This is a genomic window from Gordonia sp. DT219, from assembly GCF_049847065.1.
In the GTDB taxonomy this organism is placed as follows: Bacteria; Actinomycetota; Actinomycetes; order Mycobacteriales; family Mycobacteriaceae; genus Gordonia.
Window position 1 is genome coordinate 15,405 of record NZ_JBNCNR010000010.1, and the last position, 16,257, is coordinate 31,661.

Genomic DNA, 16,257 nt, shown 5'->3' on the forward strand with positions numbered 1-16,257 from the left:
CCTCTCATCGACCGGATCGGGCGTGGTCGATCAATTCGCCGCGGATCTCTTCGGCGAGTACGGCACTGACTCCGCGACGCCAGTCCGCCGATCCCATCGGATCGGTGTAATAGCCTGCGGCGGAGGTGACATCGGAATGCAGGCGGTCGGCTTCGGGTACTGCGGGATAGCGCAGGACGGTGGGCCAACCGGTGGCGGCGGTGATACCGAACACCGTGGCGCCGTCGTCGTCGCGGCGTCCGGTGACGACCGCGCCGGACCGGCCGAGCTCGGCCAGGGCGATCTTGCGGTAGGCGGTGTGGGCGCGCAATGCGTGCGCGGGGATGTCGACGGCGCGCAGCACTTCTCCTGGTTCGAGGGTGTTGGTGCCGTTGCCGGTGACCAGCTCGGCCACCGGCAACCGTCGGTCGGTGCCATCCGGGCGCCACACCAGGGCGTCACCGTCGAGCGCCACGGCCAAGGAGACCATCGAGCCGGCGGCGAACGAGCGGCAGATGTTGCCGCCGACGGTGGCCACGTTCCAGATCTTGAACGACGCCAACAACGCTGTGGCGCACTGAAAGAACAATGGCAGGGCGTGCCGGCCAGGATGCGCGGGAAGCGCGGCGAGGGTGGCGATCGGGCAGGTGGCGGCAATCCGCAGCCCGCCGTCCGGCAGCTCTTCGACGTCGGGCCAGCCCATTTCGGTGATGTCGACAACGCGGGTGGCGTCGACCTGCGGTTCGCTGAAGAACCAGGTGCCGCCGGCCACGATCCGCTCGCCGGGCGCCAACGCGAGGTCGTCCCGGGTCCGGGCGTGGCGATACCCGGCGATGGTGTTGAGATCCATGGCGACTCCTATCCGGCCTTGTCCAGCAGTCGGCGATGCTCGGTGGCACAGTCGGCGGCGACGGCGTCGAGGTCGGCGGTCCGTAGCTCGTCGTCGGCGACGATGCGACGCCCACCCACCCATGATCCCCGGATCGGCGGGATCGCGCCGAGGACGAGTGCGGCGACCGGGTCGTCGATGCCGGCGTGCGCGAGGCCCGTCAGGTCCCACAGCACCAGGTCGGCGAGTTTGCCGGTCTCGATCGATCCGATCTCGTTGTCGCGACCGAGAACTCGCGCGCCACCGAGGGTGCCCAGTTCGAGCGCGGTGCGGGTGGTCAGCGCGGTCGGGCCACCACGCGCGCGGGCCATCAGCACCGCCTGATGTGCCTCCTCGAGCAGTCGCGCCGACTCGTTCGACGCCGCCCCGTCGACGCCGAGACCGACCGGCACACCCGCCGCGACGAGATCCCGGGTGCGGCAGATGCGGTTGCCCAGCCGGGCATTGGAGGTGGGGCAGTGCGCGACGCCGGTGCCGGTGGCAGCGAGTCGGGCGATGTCGTCGTCGCCGAACTCGACGCCGTGCGCGAACCACACATCGTCGCCGACCCAGCCGACCGACTCCATGTACTGCAGCGGGGTGGCGCCGAAGTGCTCGTCGCAATAGGTGTTCTCATCCGGCGATTCGGCGAGATGCGTGTGCATCCGCACCCCGAGGTCGCGTGCCAGGGACGCCGATTCACGCAGTAGGTCGGTGGTCACCGAGAACGGTGAGCACGGCGCCAGCGCGATCCGCAGCATCGACGACGGCGACGGATCATGCCAGCGGTCTACGGCGTCGGCGCTGGCCGTGAGGATCTCGTCGATGGTCTGCACGACCGAATCGGGCGGTAGGCCACCGTCCTTCTCCGAGAGATCCATCGATCCGCGGGTCGGGTGGAAGCGCAGGCCGAGCGAGGCGACCGCGGCGATCTCGGCGCCGAGCAGATCACCGCCCTCGCGCGGGAAGACATAGTGGTGATCGGTCGTGGTGGTGCAGCCCGACATCGCCAGCTGGCCCACCCCACCGAGCGCCGCAGTGTGCACGGCCTGCTCGTCGATGCCCGCCCAGATCGGGTACAGCGTGGTCAGCCACTCGAACAGGGTGTGGTCGGCGGCGAGGCCGCGGGTGATCCATTGATAGAGGTGATGGTGGGTGTTCACGAGGCCGGGCGTGAGGACGCAGCCGCGGCCGTCGACCCGGACCACCTCGGACCCCACATCGGTGAGCGGATCCGTCGACACCTCCGTGATGACACCGTCGTCGATGCGCACCGACGCCGACGGCAACTCGCGGCGCGCGGCATCGACGGTGATGACGTGCGCGTTCTCGATCAGGGTCTGGGACACGCGAACACGCTACGACGATCGCGTTACGGCGATATTTCGTCGTCGCTGATCGATCCGGCGTCGGCACCGCGGTACGCCGGTGGCGCCTCGTTGCGTAAGGTCCCGTCGGGGGCTTGTGCACTGCCGAGGACAGGAACGGAACATGTTCGACAAGGTGTTGGTGGCCAACCGCGGCGAGATCGCGATCCGGGCCTTTCGCGCGGCGTATGAACTCGGCGCCCGGACGGTCGCGGTCTTCCCGTATGAGGATCGCAATTCGCTTCACCGGCTCAAGGCCGACGAGTCGTATCAGATCGGGGTGCCCGGTCACCCGGTGCGCGCGTATCTGTCGGTGGACGAGGTGGTCGGCGCGGCGGTGCGGTGTGGTGCCGACGCCGTCTATCCGGGCTACGGATTCCTGTCGGAGAATCCGGAGTTGGCGCGGGTGTGTGACGCGGCGGGGATCACCTTCGTCGGTCCGCGGGCCGACGTGCTGGACCTGACCGGCAACAAGGCGCAGGCGATCGCGGCGGCGCGGGCAGCGGGACTGCCGGTGCTGGCGTCCTCGGCGCCGTCGGCGGACGTCGACGAGCTCGTCGCGGCGTCGGCGGACATGGCATTCCCGGTCTTCGTCAAGGCGGTGGCCGGCGGCGGTGGTCGTGGTATGCGTCGGGTCGAGGAGCCGGCCGATCTGCGCGAGGCGATCGGTGCGGCATCACGGGAGGCGGAGTCGGCGTTCGGGGACGCGACGGTCTTCCTGGAGCAGGCGGTGGTCAACCCCCGCCACATCGAGGTACAGATCCTCGCCGATACGCACGGCAACGTCATCCATCTGTTCGAGCGCGATTGCAGTGTGCAGCGCCGGCATCAGAAGGTCGTCGAACTGGCGCCGGCGCCGAACCTGGATCCCGCTCTGCGCGAGAAGATCTGCGCCGACGCGGTGGCCTTCGCCCGGCACATCGACTACTCGTGTGCCGGGACCGTCGAATTCCTCGTCGACGAGGCCGGCCGGCACGTGTTCATCGAGATGAATCCGCGAATTCAGGTGGAGCACACGGTGACCGAGGAGATCACCGACGTGGACCTGGTGGGCGCGCAGTTGCGGGTGGCGTCGGGTGAGTCCCTCGAGGACATCGGTCTGCGTCAGGACGACCTCGTGATCCGCGGGGCGGCGATGCAGTGCCGCATCACCACCGAGGACCCGACGGCGGGGTTCCGCCCCGACGTGGGCCGCATCACCGCCTACCGCAGTCCCGGCGGTGCGGGTATCCGACTGGACGGCGGCGCCAACCTCGGTGGCGAGGTGTCGGGACACTTCGACTCGATGCTGGTCAAACTCACTTGCCGGGGCAGCGATTTCGCGACCGCGGTGCGCCGCGCCCGGCGTGCCTTGGCAGAGTTCCGGATTCGCGGGGTGGCGACGAATATTCCGTTCCTGCAAGCGGTGCTCGACGACCCGGACTTCCGGGCGGGGCGGGTGACGACATCGTTCATCGAGGAGCGGCCATGGTTGCTGACCTCGCGTGGTTCGGCCGATCGCGGTACCCGGATCCTGGAATACCTCGCCGACGTGACGGTGAACAAGCCGCACGGCGAGCGGCCCTCCACGGTCTATCCGCGTGACAAACTGCCCACCGTCGAGCGTGCGGCGCTGGCGTCGCCGCCGTCGGGATCGAAGCAACGACTCGTCGAGCTCGGACCGACGGGATTCGCTCGGGCGCTGCGTGGTTCGCCCGTCCTCGGCATCACCGACACCACTTTCCGTGATGCGCACCAGTCGTTGTTGGCGACCCGGCTGCGGACATCGGCGCTGCTCGCGGTGGCCCCGCATGTGGCCGCCCTGACCCCGCAATTGCTCAGCGTGGAGTGCTGGGGCGGGGCGACTTACGATGTGGCACTGCGGTTCTTGAAGGAAGATCCGTGGGACCGCCTCGCCCAGCTGCGTGCGGCGATGCCCAACATCTGCCTGCAGATGCTGCTGCGCGGCGCGAACACCGTCGGCTACACGCCGTATCCGACGAGGGTGACCACCGCGTTCGTCGCCGAGGCCACCGACGTCGGAATCGACATCTTCCGGATCTTCGACGCGCTCAACAACATCGAGCAGATGCGCCCGGCGATCGACGCGGTCCGCGATACGGGGACTGCGGTCGCCGAGGTGGCGATGAGCTACACCGGTGATCTGGCGAACCCGGCCGAGGATCTCTACACCCTCGACTACTATCTGCGCCTGGCCGAGCAGATCGTCGAGGCGGGCGCGCACATCCTGGCCATCAAGGACATGGCAGGCCTGCTGCGTGCGCCGGCGGCGACGAAGCTGGTCACCGCGCTGCGCCGGGAATTCGATCTGCCGATCCATGTGCACACCCACGACACGCCGGGTGGGCAGCTCGCGACGTATCTGGCCGCGGTGGCGGCCGGTGCCGACGCGGTCGACGGGGCGTCGGCGGCACTGGCCGGGACCACGAGTCAGCCGCCGTTGTCGGCAATCGTGGCCGCATTCGCGCACTCCGAACATGACACCGGGCTGGATCTGGGTGCGGTGTGCGACCTCGAGCCGTACTGGGAAGCGATCCGAAAAGTCTACGCGCCGTTCGAGTCCGGCATTCCGGGGCCGACCGGACGCGTCTACTCCCACGAGATCCCGGGCGGACAACTGTCGAACTTGCGGCAGCAGGCCATCGCGCTCGGATTGGGGAACCGATTCGAGGCCGTCGAGGAAGCCTACGGCGCCGCCGATCGAATGCTGGGCCGGCTGATCAAGGTCACGCCCTCGTCAAAGGTCGTCGGCGACCTGGCGCTGTCGCTGGTGGGGCAGGGCATCGAGCCCAGCGATTTCGCCGACGATCCAGCGGCCTACGACGTCCCGGATTCGGTCATCGGATTCCTGCGCGGCGAGCTGGGCGAGCCGGCCGGCGGCTGGCCGGAACCCTTGCGCAGCAAGGCACTCGAAGGGCGACGACCCGCCGCGCCGGTGGTGGAGCTGTCCGCACCGGATTCCGACGCGCTCGACGTCGCGGGCCGTTCGCGGCAGAAGACGCTCAGCCGGTTGCTGTTTCCCGGCCCGACCAAGGAGTTCGCCGAGCATCAGGAACTCTACGGCGACACGTCGCGGCTGTCGGCGAACCAGTTCTTCTACGGACTGCGCTACGGCGAGGAACACCGCGTCGAACTCGAGCCCGGCGTGGTCCTGCTCATCGGACTAGAAGCGATCAGTGAGGCCGACGAACGCGGCATGCGTACCGTCATGTGCGTCATCAACGGGCAGCTCCGGCCGATCGCGGTGCGCGACCGGTCGATCGACTCCACGGTGGCAGCGGCGGAGAAGGCCGACCGTGCCCACCCCGGGTCGGTCGGCGCCCCCTTTGCCGGGGTGGTGTCTACCTCGGTGCGCGTGGGCGACGAGGTGGCCGCAGGGGCGGCGATCGGCACCATCGAGGCGATGAAGATGGAGGCCACCATCACCGCTCCGGTCGGCGGCAAGGTCACCCGCGTCGCCGTCGGCCCGGTCACGACCGTCGCGCCCGGCGATCTGCTCATCGAGATCGGATGACGGCGCCCGCTCCGGCCGCTTAGGACTCTACCCTTACGGGAGGGTAGAGTCTTGCGGGTTGTGCGCGCCCAGGTCGGCTCTCCCATCGTCGAGAACTGCGGTGCGCCGGAAACGGAGCCCTGAAGATGACAGCACCCCCGACGGTCTCACCCGCCCGGGAACAGTCGGTGTGGGCGGCGCTTCGCTCGCCGCGTCGGCTGCGTATCGAAGTGCTGGGTGGGCTGGTGGTCGCGCTCGCCCTGATCCCCGAGGCGATCTCGTTCTCGGTCATCGCCGGGGTGGACCCGCGAGTGGGACTGTTCGCCTCGTTCACCATGGCCGTGACGATCTCGATCGTCGGCGGGCGTCCGGCGATGATCTCCGCGGCGACCGGTGCGGTGGCCCTGGTGGTGGCGCCGCTGGTGAAGAGTCACGGTCTCGACTACCTGATCGCCACGGTCGTCCTGGCCGGCGTCTTCCAGGTGATACTCGGCGGACTCGGGATCGCGAAACTGATGCGGTTCGTGCCGCGCAGCGTCATGGTGGGATTCGTCAACGCGTTGGCCATCCTCATCTTCACCGCCCAGTTGCCCAACCTCATCGGGGTGCCCTGGCTGGTCTATCCGATGGTGGTGGCCGGCATCGTCATCATCGTCGGGCTGCCGCGGCTGACCACCGTGATCCCGGCCCCGCTGGTGGCGATCGTGTTGCTCACCGCGGTGACCCTGGCCGTCGGCTGGTCGGTTCCCGACGTCGGGGACGAGGGCAAGCTGCCCGACAGTCTGCCGTCGCTGGGTCTGCCCGACATACCGTGGACCTGGCACACCCTGTCGGTGATCGCCCCCTATGCGTTCACGATGGCGCTGGTCGGTCTTCTCGAATCGATGATGACGGCGAAATTCGTCGACGATCTGACCGACACCCATTCCAACAAGTCACGCGAGGCGATGGGGCAGGGCATCGCGAACGTCGTCACCGGCTTCTTCGGTGGCATGGGTGGCTGCGCGATGATCGGGCAGACCATGATCAACGTCAAGGCGTCCGGGGCGCGCACCCGGATCTCCACGTTCCTTGCCGGTGTGTTCCTGCTGATCCTCGTCGTCGGACTCAGGGACATCGTCGCCCTGATCCCGATGGGAGCTCTGGCCGCGGTGATGATCATGGTGTCTGTCGGCACCATGGACTGGCACAGCATCAATCCGAAGACGTTGCGGCGCATGCCGAAAAGCGAAACGGCGGTGATGCTCGCCACCGTCGCGGTGACGGTCGCCACCCACAATCTCGCGTACGGCGTCATCGTCGGGGTGGTCATCGCGATGATGCTCTTCGCCCGCCGGGTCGCGCACCTCACCGAGGTCGTCGAGGTCGCCCACCCCGACCCCGACACGCGGGTGTACGCGGTCAAGGGGGAATTGTTCTTCGCTTCCAGCAATGATCTGGTCTATCAATTCGACTACGTGGACGACCCGCCTCAGGTGATCATCGACATGAGTGACTCCCACATCTGGGACGCCTCCAGCGTGGCCGCGCTCGACGCGATCACCACCAAATACCGAGAGAAGGGCAAGAGCGCCACCATCGTCGGACTGAACGACAGCAGTGCCCGTAGGCTCGAACAGCTCAGTGGGCACCTCACCGGCAAGGAGTGAACAAGGCGATGACATCGTGGGGGACGACGTGACCGATGACGGTGCCGCGGCGCAGGACGGTGACCGTCATCTGCAGATCGGCGAGGTGGCCGCGGCCACCGAACTCTCCATCAAGACGATCCGCCACTACGACGAGGTGGGGCTCGTCATCCCGTCGGCCCGTTCGGCCGGCGGGTTCCGGCTCTACACCGAGGCCGACGTCGAGCGGCTGCTGGTGATCCGCCGGATGAAGCCACTCGGCTTCACTCTCGACGACATGCGGGCATTGCTCGCCGCCCAGGACATACTCGCCGACGCCGGTGGTACCGACGCGGACCGGGCATCTGCCCTCGACACGATCACCGGCTTCCACCTGCGGGCCGAAAAGGCCTGTGGTGAGCTCGCCCGCCAACTGGACTACGCGCGCGAGTTCACCTCGCAGCTCGCCGGGAGGATCCGGGCGCGCCGCCCGGATTCCCCGGCTCCTAGCCGATCTGGCCCCTAACCGATCTGGGCCCGAATGGCGCGGGTCGCGGCGACCATATTGGTCAACGCCTGCTGTACCTCCACGGTGGTGCGCGTCTTCAAGCCGCAGTCCGGATTGACCCAGAGCCGTTGCGAGGCAACAGTACTGACTGCCTCGGCAAGTGCGTGCTCGATCTCGGTGGTCTCGGGCACACGCGGCGAGTGGATGTCGTAGACACCCGGGCCGACGGCGTTCGTGAAGCCGGCCGCGTCGAGGTCGCCGAGGATTTCCATATGTGAGCGGGCCGCCTCGATCGAGGTGACGTCGGCCTCGAGGTCGGCGATCGCTCCGATCACCTCACCGAACTCCGAATAGCACAGATGGGTGTGGACCTGCGTGTGGTCGGCGACCCCGGAGGTCGCCAGCCGGAAGGCGCGCACCGCCCAGTCGAGGTAGGCGGGTTTGTCGGCGTCGCGCAACGGGAGCAATTCACGCAGCGCCGGCTCGTCGACCTGGATGATGCCGATCCCGCTGCGTTCCAGATCGATCGTCTCGTCGCGGATCGCGAGCGCGATCTGATCGGCCGAGTCCGGCAGCGGCTGATCGTCGCGGACGAAGGACCACGCGAGGATGGTGACCGGTCCGGTGAGCATGCCCTTGACCGGCTTCTCGGTGAGCGACTGCGCGTAGGCGATCCAGTCGACGGTCATCGGTGCCGGCCGCGACACGTCGCCGAACAGGATCGGCGGGCGCACACAGCGGGTGCCGTAGGACTGCACCCAGCCGTTCGCCGTCGCCGCGAACCCGTCGAGTTGCTCGGCGAAGTACTGCACCATGTCGTTGCGTTCGGGTTCGCCGTGTACCAGCACGTCCAGTCCGATCTGCTCCTGCAGGGCCACCACGTCCCGGATCTCCTCGTGCATCCGCTGCACGTAGGTGTCCTGGTCGATGTCGCCGGCCCGCAGTGCCGCGCGCGCCAACCGGATGGCCGAGGTCTGCGGGTACGAGCCGATCGTCGTAGTCGGCAGCGCCGGTAGGCCGAGTCGTTGCGCCTGCGCGTCGCGTCGGATGGCGGCGTCACCGCGGGTGGCATCGGCGTCGGTGATCGCGGCCAGCCGGCTGCGGACCGACGGGTTGGACAGTCGCGGGTCGTCGGCCCGGGTGGCCAGTGCCGCCGCACACGCGTCGAAGGCGTCCTTCTGCGCCTCGCGACCGGTGTGCAGCGCCTTTGCGAGCACCACCACTTCTCGAAACTTGTCATCGGCAAACGCCAGCCACCCGCGCAGGGTGGCGTCGAGACCGGTCTCGCCGTCCAGTGAGTACGGGATGTGCAGCGTCGAGCATGACGTCGACACTGCCAGCGAGCCAACAGATCCCAGTAGCGTGCCGAGCGTGGCCAGGGCCTTGTCGAGGTCGGTGCGCCAGATGTTGCGGCCGTCGACCACGCCCGCGACGACGTGCATGCGGGCCAGCTCCGGAACTCCTACGACGGACTCGATGCCGCCCGCGACAAGATCGACCGCGACACCCTCGATCCCGGTGGTCGCCAACTCGCGTAGCGCGCCGCCGGCATCGCCGAAGTAGGTGGCGACCAGAATTGCCGGCCGCGAAGACGCCTGGGCGAGAGTCGAATACACCGAACCTGCCAACTCTGCGAGATCTGGTGCGAGGTCGGTGACCAGTGCCGGCTCGTCGATCTGTACCCATCGGACTCCCGCATCGGCGAGCGTCGCGAGCAGTTCCAGGTAGCACGGCAGCAGTTCGTCGAGGTGGTCGAGGGGAACCGACGGAGAATCGGTGTCCGCCACCGACTTCGACAGGGCCAGAAAGGTGATCGGGCCGATCACGACCGGGCGGGGCTCGATACCGGCCTCGCGGGCCTGCGCCACCTCGGCCAGGATCTTCTCCGAATGTAGCGAGAACCTGGTCTCGGGACCGATCTCCGGCACCAGGTAGTGATAGTTGGTGTCGAACCACTTGGTCATCTCCAGCGGAGCGATCTGCTCGGTGCCGCGCGCGGCGGCGAAGTACCGATCGAGGGGGTCGGTGACGGCATCGAAGCGATGCGGCAGCGCGCCCAGCAGGATCGCTGTGTCGAGCATCTGGTCGTAGAGGGAGAAGGTGTTCACCGGAACCGAGTCGACGCCGGTCGCGGCGAGCTGATCCCATGTGGCACGCCGTAGTCCGGCGGCGACATGTTCGAGCTCGGTGGCGTCGATGCGCCCGCCCCAATAGGCCTCGACGGTACGTTTGAGCTCCCGGTTCGGGCCGATCCGTGCGGTGCCGAGAACGGTGGCGGTGAACGGGGATGTGCTGGACCGGGTGGTGCTGACGGACATGAGTGATGCACTCCTGCAACGAGTTCCGAGTGGTCCGTCGCCGTTTGCCGGGTGCGTCGAATCAGCGTCCCGGATACGGGCGCGCGTGGTGTGCGCCCCGTCAAGACACCGCTTCGACCTGCACCCATTCCGCGAGGCGACGAGCCACCGACCGCGGCGCGGCCGGTACAGCGGGCAGGTCTTCGGACTCGTCGGCGGGGCGGCACCATGGCCGCAGTTCCTAGTGGCCGTCGCTTCCCGGATGTGAACATCCAGTGCTCGATGACGGCGGTCGTTCCGACATACCGCTGCGGGACAGTTCCGGACTCACACCGGATTCCCTCTTACGACGCCGGGCCGGGTGTAGGGGCTCCATGACATCCCGGGCGGCGAACCAGCTGCACCGCCGAGCATAGAGGATGCCCACCGGCGAGGACACCCCGCACCGTGCCCGGGTATTCCGGCGCGAATGGTGAATGCGCTGAGGCCAGTGCCCGCAATCGGTAGACATTACTCCCGGGAATCGCGATCGATGTCTGACCGATCCGTCGAGGCGGTGGTGCCGCGGTTCGGTTCCCGTACTGCGGCATGCCCGCGGAGTCGTGTGACCTCGACCATGTGGTGGCGTTCGATCATGCCGATCCGCTGGCCGGGGGTTGGACGCTGCCCGCTGATCTGATCCCGTTGTTCCGGCCGGATCACCAACGCAAACATTTGGGTATCTGGCGGCCGACGCTGCACACCGACCGCACTGTCACCTGGCGGCATCGGGATACCGGGCAGACCATCGTCACCCACCCGCGCTGACCGATGTGGCGAGCGCTGTCGGCGGAAGCGACGCATGGCGCGGGCTCCGATACGGCGCCCGCGCCATGCGTCCGGGTCATCCCGGTGCGTCGAGAGGTTTCAGATGAGGGCAGCACACCCGAAGACACCGAGCCCGAGCAACACGGCGCCGGTGATCGCCTGCACCCGACGATCGACCAGGCACATCGTAGTCAGGAATCCCGGGATGGTGCCGCCGCGACGGACGTGCAGGATCGCCAGCGCGCTGGGCATGCACCGACCCAACGACACCGTCACGAACAGCGCGGCGCCGAGTGCCGGTGACCCGACTGCCGCAACACCAAGGGCGAGAAGGTAATACGCACTCGACCGGATGAAGATCAGGAATCCCGGCCCGATGATCGCGCCGAACACCAACGACACCTTCCAGGGTTCCATCCGACGACGCAGGTGGCGGGGCAGCTGCCGGCGGCGCATCGGTGTGGGCATCGGCAGCACGCCCTGCTCGTGCAGACCGTACGCCAGGGCCAGGACCGCCCAGATCCCCAGCGCCACCGGTGCGCTGAGCCAGCCCAGCGCGAGTCCGCCCAGTGCCCCGATTGCGGCTCCGGTCACCGATCCGGTGGCCACCGACCCCAGTGCGTGCCAACCGAGTCGGCGCAGCGGCGTCGACGACCCCTTGCGGCCGGGCTGCTTCGGCGCGACGACGACACCGGCCACCGACATCCCGCATGTGGACCAGTTGGCCGCCAGCGCCGTCAGTACACCCGACGCGATCACCGCACCCGTCAGCGCCGACGACGCGGAGGGCGCGGCCGCCAATCCCACCGTCGCGCCAACGGTCACCGCACCCAGGCCGAGGGCCATACGCCCGGGCAGGCCCATCGAGGTGGCCAACTCCGGCCGGAGCCGTGGTTCGTCATGCTCCAGCGGAGCATGATCGATCATCGTTACCATGTCTTCTCCTTGTGATGATTGAACTTTCGTGTTGATATGACCGTCGCTCAGCCCACGTGGATGATGCCGGTCATGTCGGGGTGGATCTGGCAGTGATAGTCGATGTCTCCTCTGCTGGTGAAGGTGTGCCGGTAGGACCCCGAGCCGTGGACTCCACTGTCGAAGATGCCGTCGGCGTAGACCTGGTGAAGCAATACGCCGTCGGTGAAGTCCCATTCGACGGTTCCGCCGACGGGGATGTGCACTTCCATCGGCGCGAAGCGAAGGTTGTCGACGGTGACGAAGGCGTCGGGTTTCGGCGGCGGGTGGGAGCACGCGCCGAGGCTCAGGATCGCCCCGAGCGCGACCACACCGAAGGCCGCCGCCCGGAACGCCCCCACCCGATGCGCCCCGGTGGCGGAATCGTCACCCCGCAACGATCACCACCCCGGTCATGTCCGGGTGCGGATCGCAGTGATACGGGTACTTTCCGGGCTTGTCGAAGGTGTGGTCGTAGGTACCGGAGGTCAGCAGGTCGCTCTTGAACAGCCCGGTGTCCGATGCCACGTTGTGTGGCATGCCGCCGTCGTCGAACTTCCACTCGACCGTCTGGCCGGGCTTGATCGTCACCGACTTCTCGGTGAAGGCCATGTTCTTGACATCGACGACCGCCGCGGGCGACGAACCGGATGAGTCGTCGCTGCCACAGGCGGCAAGTCCGAAGGGGATCAGCAGCATTGCGCCGCAGGCGAGGATGGCTTTCTTCATTGATGTCCCTCTCATCTGACATACATGAGGTTGGCGGTCATACCAGCCTCGAAGTGGTAGGCATTGTGGCAGTGGAACATCCACTTGCCGGGGTTGTCGGCGTCAAACTCCACTGAGAGTGACTTTCCGGGCTTGACGATCACGGTGTCTCGGCGCAGTCCGCCGTAGGCCCCGATCGCGAAGGTGTGGCCGTGGGTGTGCATGGGATGCCACATCGTCGACTTGTTGTTCATCGTGATACGCACCCGTTCACCGGGTTTCATGACGAGCTTGCCGATGTCGGGCCCGGCCATCGCCCACACGTAGCGATCGCCGGCCTGGAGGAGATCGACGTGGTAGTCGCGGTCGGGATGACGCTGCGGCAATCGGACCTTGTCGGCGGGCCGGAGGAGATCCTCGGTCACCAGTTGCCGGTCGAGTTCCGCGATCCGCCCGTTTCCCGCAGGCGGCGGGACCGGCAACGCGTCGTTGCTCTTGAGCACCATGGCGCCGTACCCGGACCGGCCCTCGACGGCGGCCATCACCGGCCAGGAACCGGAACGCAGGGTGAGGATCACGTCGTATCGCTGCGCCATCCCGATCAGGATCGCGTCGGTCTCGGCGGGGACCACGTCGTAGCCGTCGACGGCCACGATCGTCATCCGGTGCCCGGCGACGGCGAACCGGTAGGGTGTCTCGGCGGCGGCGTTGATCACCCGCAAGCGGATTCGCGATCCGGCGCGGGCTTCGACCACGGCTGGATCGTTCGGCGGTCGGCCATTGATCAGATGCAGGGGATAGGCGATGTGCTGGGTCATCCCGCCGAGGACGGCCGACGATCCGTGTCCTTGTGAGATCAGCTGCTGCGCAGTACCTTCGGCGCCAGGTTGCATCGGCGCAGAGGTCATCGGCGCAGAGGTCATGGGCGCAGAGGTCATGGGCGCCATGCTCATCGTGCCCGAACCCCCACCCATGTCCATTCCGCCCATGCCGCCGTGCAGGTTCGGGTTGAGGGCCGACATGACGGCGTCCGGTGTGGTACCCAGTCCGTCGAGCCAGTCGTCGAGCACGAGCGCGACGTCGGTGTCGACCCCGCTGGTGTCGCGCGGGTCCTCGATGATCAGCGGTCCGAACAGTCCGCGGTCGGCCTGCAGACCCGAATGGGAGTGGTACCAGTAGGTTCCGGGATCGGGCGCGATGAACCGGTAATCGAAGGTGCCGCCGGGGGCAATCGCCTGCTGCGTCACCGGCGGCACCCCGTCCATGTCGTTGCGGATGCGGATGCCGTGCCAGTGGATGCTCGTGGGTTCGGCGATGGTGCTGTGCACGTGTGCCGCGATCTGATCGCCGGCCCCGGCCCGGATCTCCGGGGCCACCGGCGTGGGTCCGTAACCCCAGGACTGTGCGATCCGGCCACCGAGATCGAATGCCGCCGCTGCCGCGGTGAGCGACACCGCGGTGGTGCGCCCCGTCGTGTGTCGTCGTGCGTCGGTGGCGGCGATCTCCGGGTCGGTCGGCATGATGAAGTTCTGGGGTGCCTGCTCGCCCGACGACGCGTCCGAGGACGAACACGCCGTCGACGCGAAGGTTGCGACCCCGGCCGCGCCGATCCCCGAAGCGGCGAGCTTCAGGAATCGGCGACGGCCCATGGAAAGTGCGGTCGAACTCGTCATCCGATGATCTCCGGGGCGAACAGCCCTTTCAGTTTGTCGGGTTTGCCGTCCAGCGTCACCGAACTGGTCTGCGCCCCATCAGTGGAAGAGAAGCCGACGAGCTTCTGTGGCGTCTCACCATCGGTCTCCGGTTCGCCCCCGAGCAGATAGATCTTCTTGCCGTTCTCGTTGAAGGCGAATCCGCCGAACGACTTCAGGCCGGCCTGATCGAGCGTGATCGTCTTGATCGGGTGCAAATTCGCCGCATCGAACAGGACGACCTTGGTGACGTCGCCACCCCGGACCGACTGCGGATGAATCGGGGTATCGGTGTAACTGATGGCGATCCGGCTGCCGTCACGGCTGATCGCGCTGGTGTCGAAACGTCCCGACGGATCGCCGGCGTTGCCGATCGGCCGGACCTCGGTGGTGGGCAGGCCGTGGGAGAAGTCGAAGACGTAGACGTCACCATTGGCGCCGACCAGCAGTGCCTTCTTGGCGTCGGCGGCGAAGGTCGACTCCCGGGCACTGACGAAGTCGGCAGGCAGAACCTTTTGTCGCCCGACCTCTTTCGGCACACCGTCGTCGCCGATGTGCACCTGCAGCAGCTTGCGGTCCTGCTCGCACACGCTGTAGAGATCATGTCCGACCAGCCACGTGAACGGACCGCACGCCGGCAGCTTCAGGGTGCCGCTCTGCTTGCCGCTGTGCAGGTCGACCACCCGGATGCCGAACAGGGCGTCATCCCACGTGACGAAGTACCGGCCGTCAGAGGTGACCGCATGCGAGCCGGTCCGGGAATGGGCACGCGCAACGCTGGGCAGCGCAACCTCTTTGGGCGTGAGCAGATTCCCGGAATAGGTGCTCACCGTGAACTGGGCCGCGCCCCGAGAGCCGCGCGGCCGCCACACCTCGGCGGCGAGGACCGCAGGATCATGCGGGGTCTTCCCGACGAAGGCGTGGATGACCGGATCCCAGATGCCCTGTCCCACCACGATGTGCGCGGTCTTCTTGCCGGTCGCCGGGTCGTACACCTCGACCGGCACCTCCAATTGGCCGAACGAACCCGACTGCATCACCATCTCCTCGGCGCCGATCGGCGCGATCTCGCCGACGTGCAGGCCCTCGGGAATCTGGCTGGGAATCGGTTCGTCCTGCGTTCCGCGCGCCGTGTTCGAGTCGGGAGCCGAATACGACTGCGAGGGCAGACTGGGCTCACCGGAGCCCGAATCGGAGTTGTCCGACGAGCACGCCGACAGGGTGAGCAGGGTGGCGACCGCGGGGATCACGGCGAACGACACTCGACGCAGTGCCATATGTCGATCATTCACGACCCGGCACCCACCTTCGGGCGGACTGCCGGACGCGTCTGGCAGTCGACGCCGACGACCGGCGCCATCGTGCACGTATATGACTGCGATTCCTCGGAGACGCACCAGATGATCTCCTGGTCGTAGCTGCCGGCCACCGGGTTGTACATGATCGCCTGCATGTCGGGCTCACCACAGAACGCGTTCGCGCACCCCGGCGCCCCACAGCAGTCGTAATACGCGATGAGGTAGGTCTTCTTGTCCTTCGGATTGGTGCAGCAACCCACCCAGAATTCGGCGCCGGGCTTGGACCCGGGGGCGCAGGTGGAGACGCCACCGCCCTCACAGGCCGCACAGGGGGTGCCATCCATGTTGCACCACCGCCAGTACTCGCATTCGGCGGGATTGGACCCGTTGTACTCGGGAACCAGCGGCTCCGGGCCGCTCGCGGGCTGCGGGTCGGCGGCCGCGCGCGAGACCGGCAGCGATCCGATCACCGCAACACCCGACGCACCGAGCGTCCAACGACCGATCTTGGAGATCATCGATCGGCGTGAAACCCGCTCGGACAGTTTGCGTCCCGCGCGGCTCGTGAGGCTGCCGCCGTCACCGGACATCCACTGTGCCTGGGCGGCAACGGTTTCCTCGTCCACGGGGAACCGCTGTTCGCTCGTTTCGTGGCCGTCGTCGTGGTCGGTCATGGGCTC

At 67.6% G+C, this 16,257-nt stretch carries 13 protein-coding genes and 1 riboswitch; of the genes, 4 read left to right on the forward strand and 9 right to left on the reverse strand.

Annotated features, from left to right (window positions below):
- Positions 1 to 4: 4 nt before the first annotated feature.
- Complete coding sequence (locus tag ACPXB3_RS13390; protein ID WP_425705449.1) at positions 5 to 829, reverse strand: FAD binding domain-containing protein; 825 nt, start codon at positions 827 to 829, stop codon at positions 5 to 7.
- An 8-nt stretch (positions 830 to 837) separates the two neighbouring features.
- A complete protein-coding gene (locus ACPXB3_RS13395) occupies positions 838 to 2,196 on the reverse strand; it encodes an 8-oxoguanine deaminase (RefSeq protein WP_425727892.1) in 1,359 nt (452 codons plus the stop codon).
- A gap of 142 nt (positions 2,197 to 2,338) precedes the next feature.
- Here ACPXB3_RS13395 and ACPXB3_RS13400 point away from each other — a divergent pair, with 142 nt between their 5' ends.
- From ACPXB3_RS13400 to ACPXB3_RS13410, 3 genes are all read left to right on the forward strand, one after another.
- Positions 2,339 to 5,728, forward strand: coding sequence for a pyruvate carboxylase (locus ACPXB3_RS13400; protein WP_425727894.1), 3,390 nt, complete (start codon positions 2,339 to 2,341; stop codon positions 5,726 to 5,728).
- Positions 5,729 to 5,853: 125 nt separating this feature from the next.
- Positions 5,854 to 7,356, forward strand: coding sequence for a SulP family inorganic anion transporter (locus tag ACPXB3_RS13405; RefSeq protein WP_425705452.1), 1,503 nt, complete (start codon positions 5,854 to 5,856; stop codon positions 7,354 to 7,356).
- A gap of 28 nt (positions 7,357 to 7,384) precedes the next feature.
- Positions 7,385 to 7,840 (forward strand): MerR family transcriptional regulator, encoded by a 456-nt coding sequence (locus ACPXB3_RS13410; RefSeq protein WP_425705453.1) that lies wholly within the window; start codon positions 7,385 to 7,387, stop codon positions 7,838 to 7,840.
- On the opposite strand, the gene metE is transcribed toward ACPXB3_RS13410, so the two are convergent.
- Complete coding sequence (gene metE, locus ACPXB3_RS13415) at positions 7,837 to 10,140, reverse strand: 5-methyltetrahydropteroyltriglutamate--homocysteine S-methyltransferase (protein ID WP_425727896.1); 2,304 nt, start codon at positions 10,138 to 10,140, stop codon at positions 7,837 to 7,839. The genes ACPXB3_RS13410 and metE overlap by 4 nt on opposite strands.
- Before the next feature lie 156 nt (positions 10,141 to 10,296).
- Positions 10,297 to 10,533: riboswitch (cobalamin riboswitch) on the reverse strand.
- Positions 10,534 to 10,707: 174 nt separating this feature from the next.
- Between metE and ACPXB3_RS13420 the strand changes: the two genes are divergently transcribed.
- Complete coding sequence (locus ACPXB3_RS13420) at positions 10,708 to 10,926, forward strand: hypothetical protein (protein ID WP_425705455.1); 219 nt, start codon at positions 10,708 to 10,710, stop codon at positions 10,924 to 10,926.
- 99 nt (positions 10,927 to 11,025) lie between these two features.
- Here the strand turns inward: ACPXB3_RS13420 and ACPXB3_RS13425 are convergent, their stop codons facing one another.
- The 6 genes from ACPXB3_RS13425 to ACPXB3_RS13450 are packed head-to-tail and all read right to left on the reverse strand — an operon-like array spanning position 11,026 to position 16,251.
- Positions 11,026 to 11,862, reverse strand: coding sequence for a methylamine utilization protein (locus ACPXB3_RS13425; protein ID WP_425727898.1), 837 nt, complete (start codon positions 11,860 to 11,862; stop codon positions 11,026 to 11,028).
- A 47-nt stretch (positions 11,863 to 11,909) separates the two neighbouring features.
- Positions 11,910 to 12,278 (reverse strand): cupredoxin domain-containing protein, encoded by a 369-nt coding sequence (locus ACPXB3_RS13430; RefSeq protein WP_425705457.1) that lies wholly within the window; start codon positions 12,276 to 12,278, stop codon positions 11,910 to 11,912.
- Positions 12,268 to 12,609 (reverse strand): cupredoxin domain-containing protein, encoded by a 342-nt coding sequence (locus ACPXB3_RS13435; RefSeq protein WP_425705458.1) that lies wholly within the window; start codon positions 12,607 to 12,609, stop codon positions 12,268 to 12,270. The genes ACPXB3_RS13430 and ACPXB3_RS13435 overlap by 11 nt, the downstream gene beginning before the upstream one ends.
- 11 nt (positions 12,610 to 12,620) lie before the next feature.
- Positions 12,621 to 14,261 carry a multicopper oxidase family protein gene (locus ACPXB3_RS13440; protein WP_425705459.1) on the reverse strand — a complete coding sequence of 547 codons (1,641 nt, stop codon included), beginning with the start codon at positions 14,259 to 14,261 and terminating at the stop codon, positions 12,621 to 12,623.
- Complete coding sequence (locus ACPXB3_RS13445) at positions 14,258 to 15,556, reverse strand: hypothetical protein (protein ID WP_425727900.1); 1,299 nt, start codon at positions 15,554 to 15,556, stop codon at positions 14,258 to 14,260. Before ACPXB3_RS13445 ends, ACPXB3_RS13440 begins: the two co-directional genes overlap by 4 nt.
- Positions 15,557 to 15,567: 11 nt before the next feature.
- Complete coding sequence (locus ACPXB3_RS13450; RefSeq protein WP_425727902.1) at positions 15,568 to 16,251, reverse strand: methylamine dehydrogenase light chain; 684 nt, start codon at positions 16,249 to 16,251, stop codon at positions 15,568 to 15,570.
- Between the last annotated feature and the right edge of the window lie 6 nt (positions 16,252 to 16,257).

Bases quoted from the DNA above. Each gene is read 5' to 3' on its own strand.
- ACPXB3_RS13445 (WP_425727900.1), bottom strand. From the start codon at position 15,556: ATGGCACTGCGTCGAGTGTCGTTCGCCGTGATCCCCGCGGTCGCCACC.
- ACPXB3_RS13390 (WP_425705449.1), bottom strand. From the start codon at position 829: ATGGATCTCAACACCATCGCCGGGTATCGCCACGCCCGGACCCGGGAC.
- ACPXB3_RS13450 (WP_425727902.1), bottom strand. From the start codon at position 16,251: ATGACCGACCACGACGACGGCCACGAAACGAGCGAACAGCGGTTCCCC.
- ACPXB3_RS13400 (WP_425727894.1), top strand. From the start codon at position 2,339: ATGTTCGACAAGGTGTTGGTGGCCAACCGCGGCGAGATCGCGATCCGG.
- metE (WP_425727896.1), bottom strand. From the start codon at position 10,140: ATGTCCGTCAGCACCACCCGGTCCAGCACATCCCCGTTCACCGCCACC.
- ACPXB3_RS13420 (WP_425705455.1), top strand. From the start codon at position 10,708: ATGCCCGCGGAGTCGTGTGACCTCGACCATGTGGTGGCGTTCGATCAT.
- ACPXB3_RS13405 (WP_425705452.1), top strand. From the start codon at position 5,854: ATGACAGCACCCCCGACGGTCTCACCCGCCCGGGAACAGTCGGTGTGG.
- ACPXB3_RS13435 (WP_425705458.1), bottom strand. From the start codon at position 12,609: ATGAAGAAAGCCATCCTCGCCTGCGGCGCAATGCTGCTGATCCCCTTC.
- ACPXB3_RS13425 (WP_425727898.1), bottom strand. From the start codon at position 11,862: ATGGTAACGATGATCGATCATGCTCCGCTGGAGCATGACGAACCACGG.
- ACPXB3_RS13440 (WP_425705459.1), bottom strand. From the start codon at position 14,261: ATGACGAGTTCGACCGCACTTTCCATGGGCCGTCGCCGATTCCTGAAG.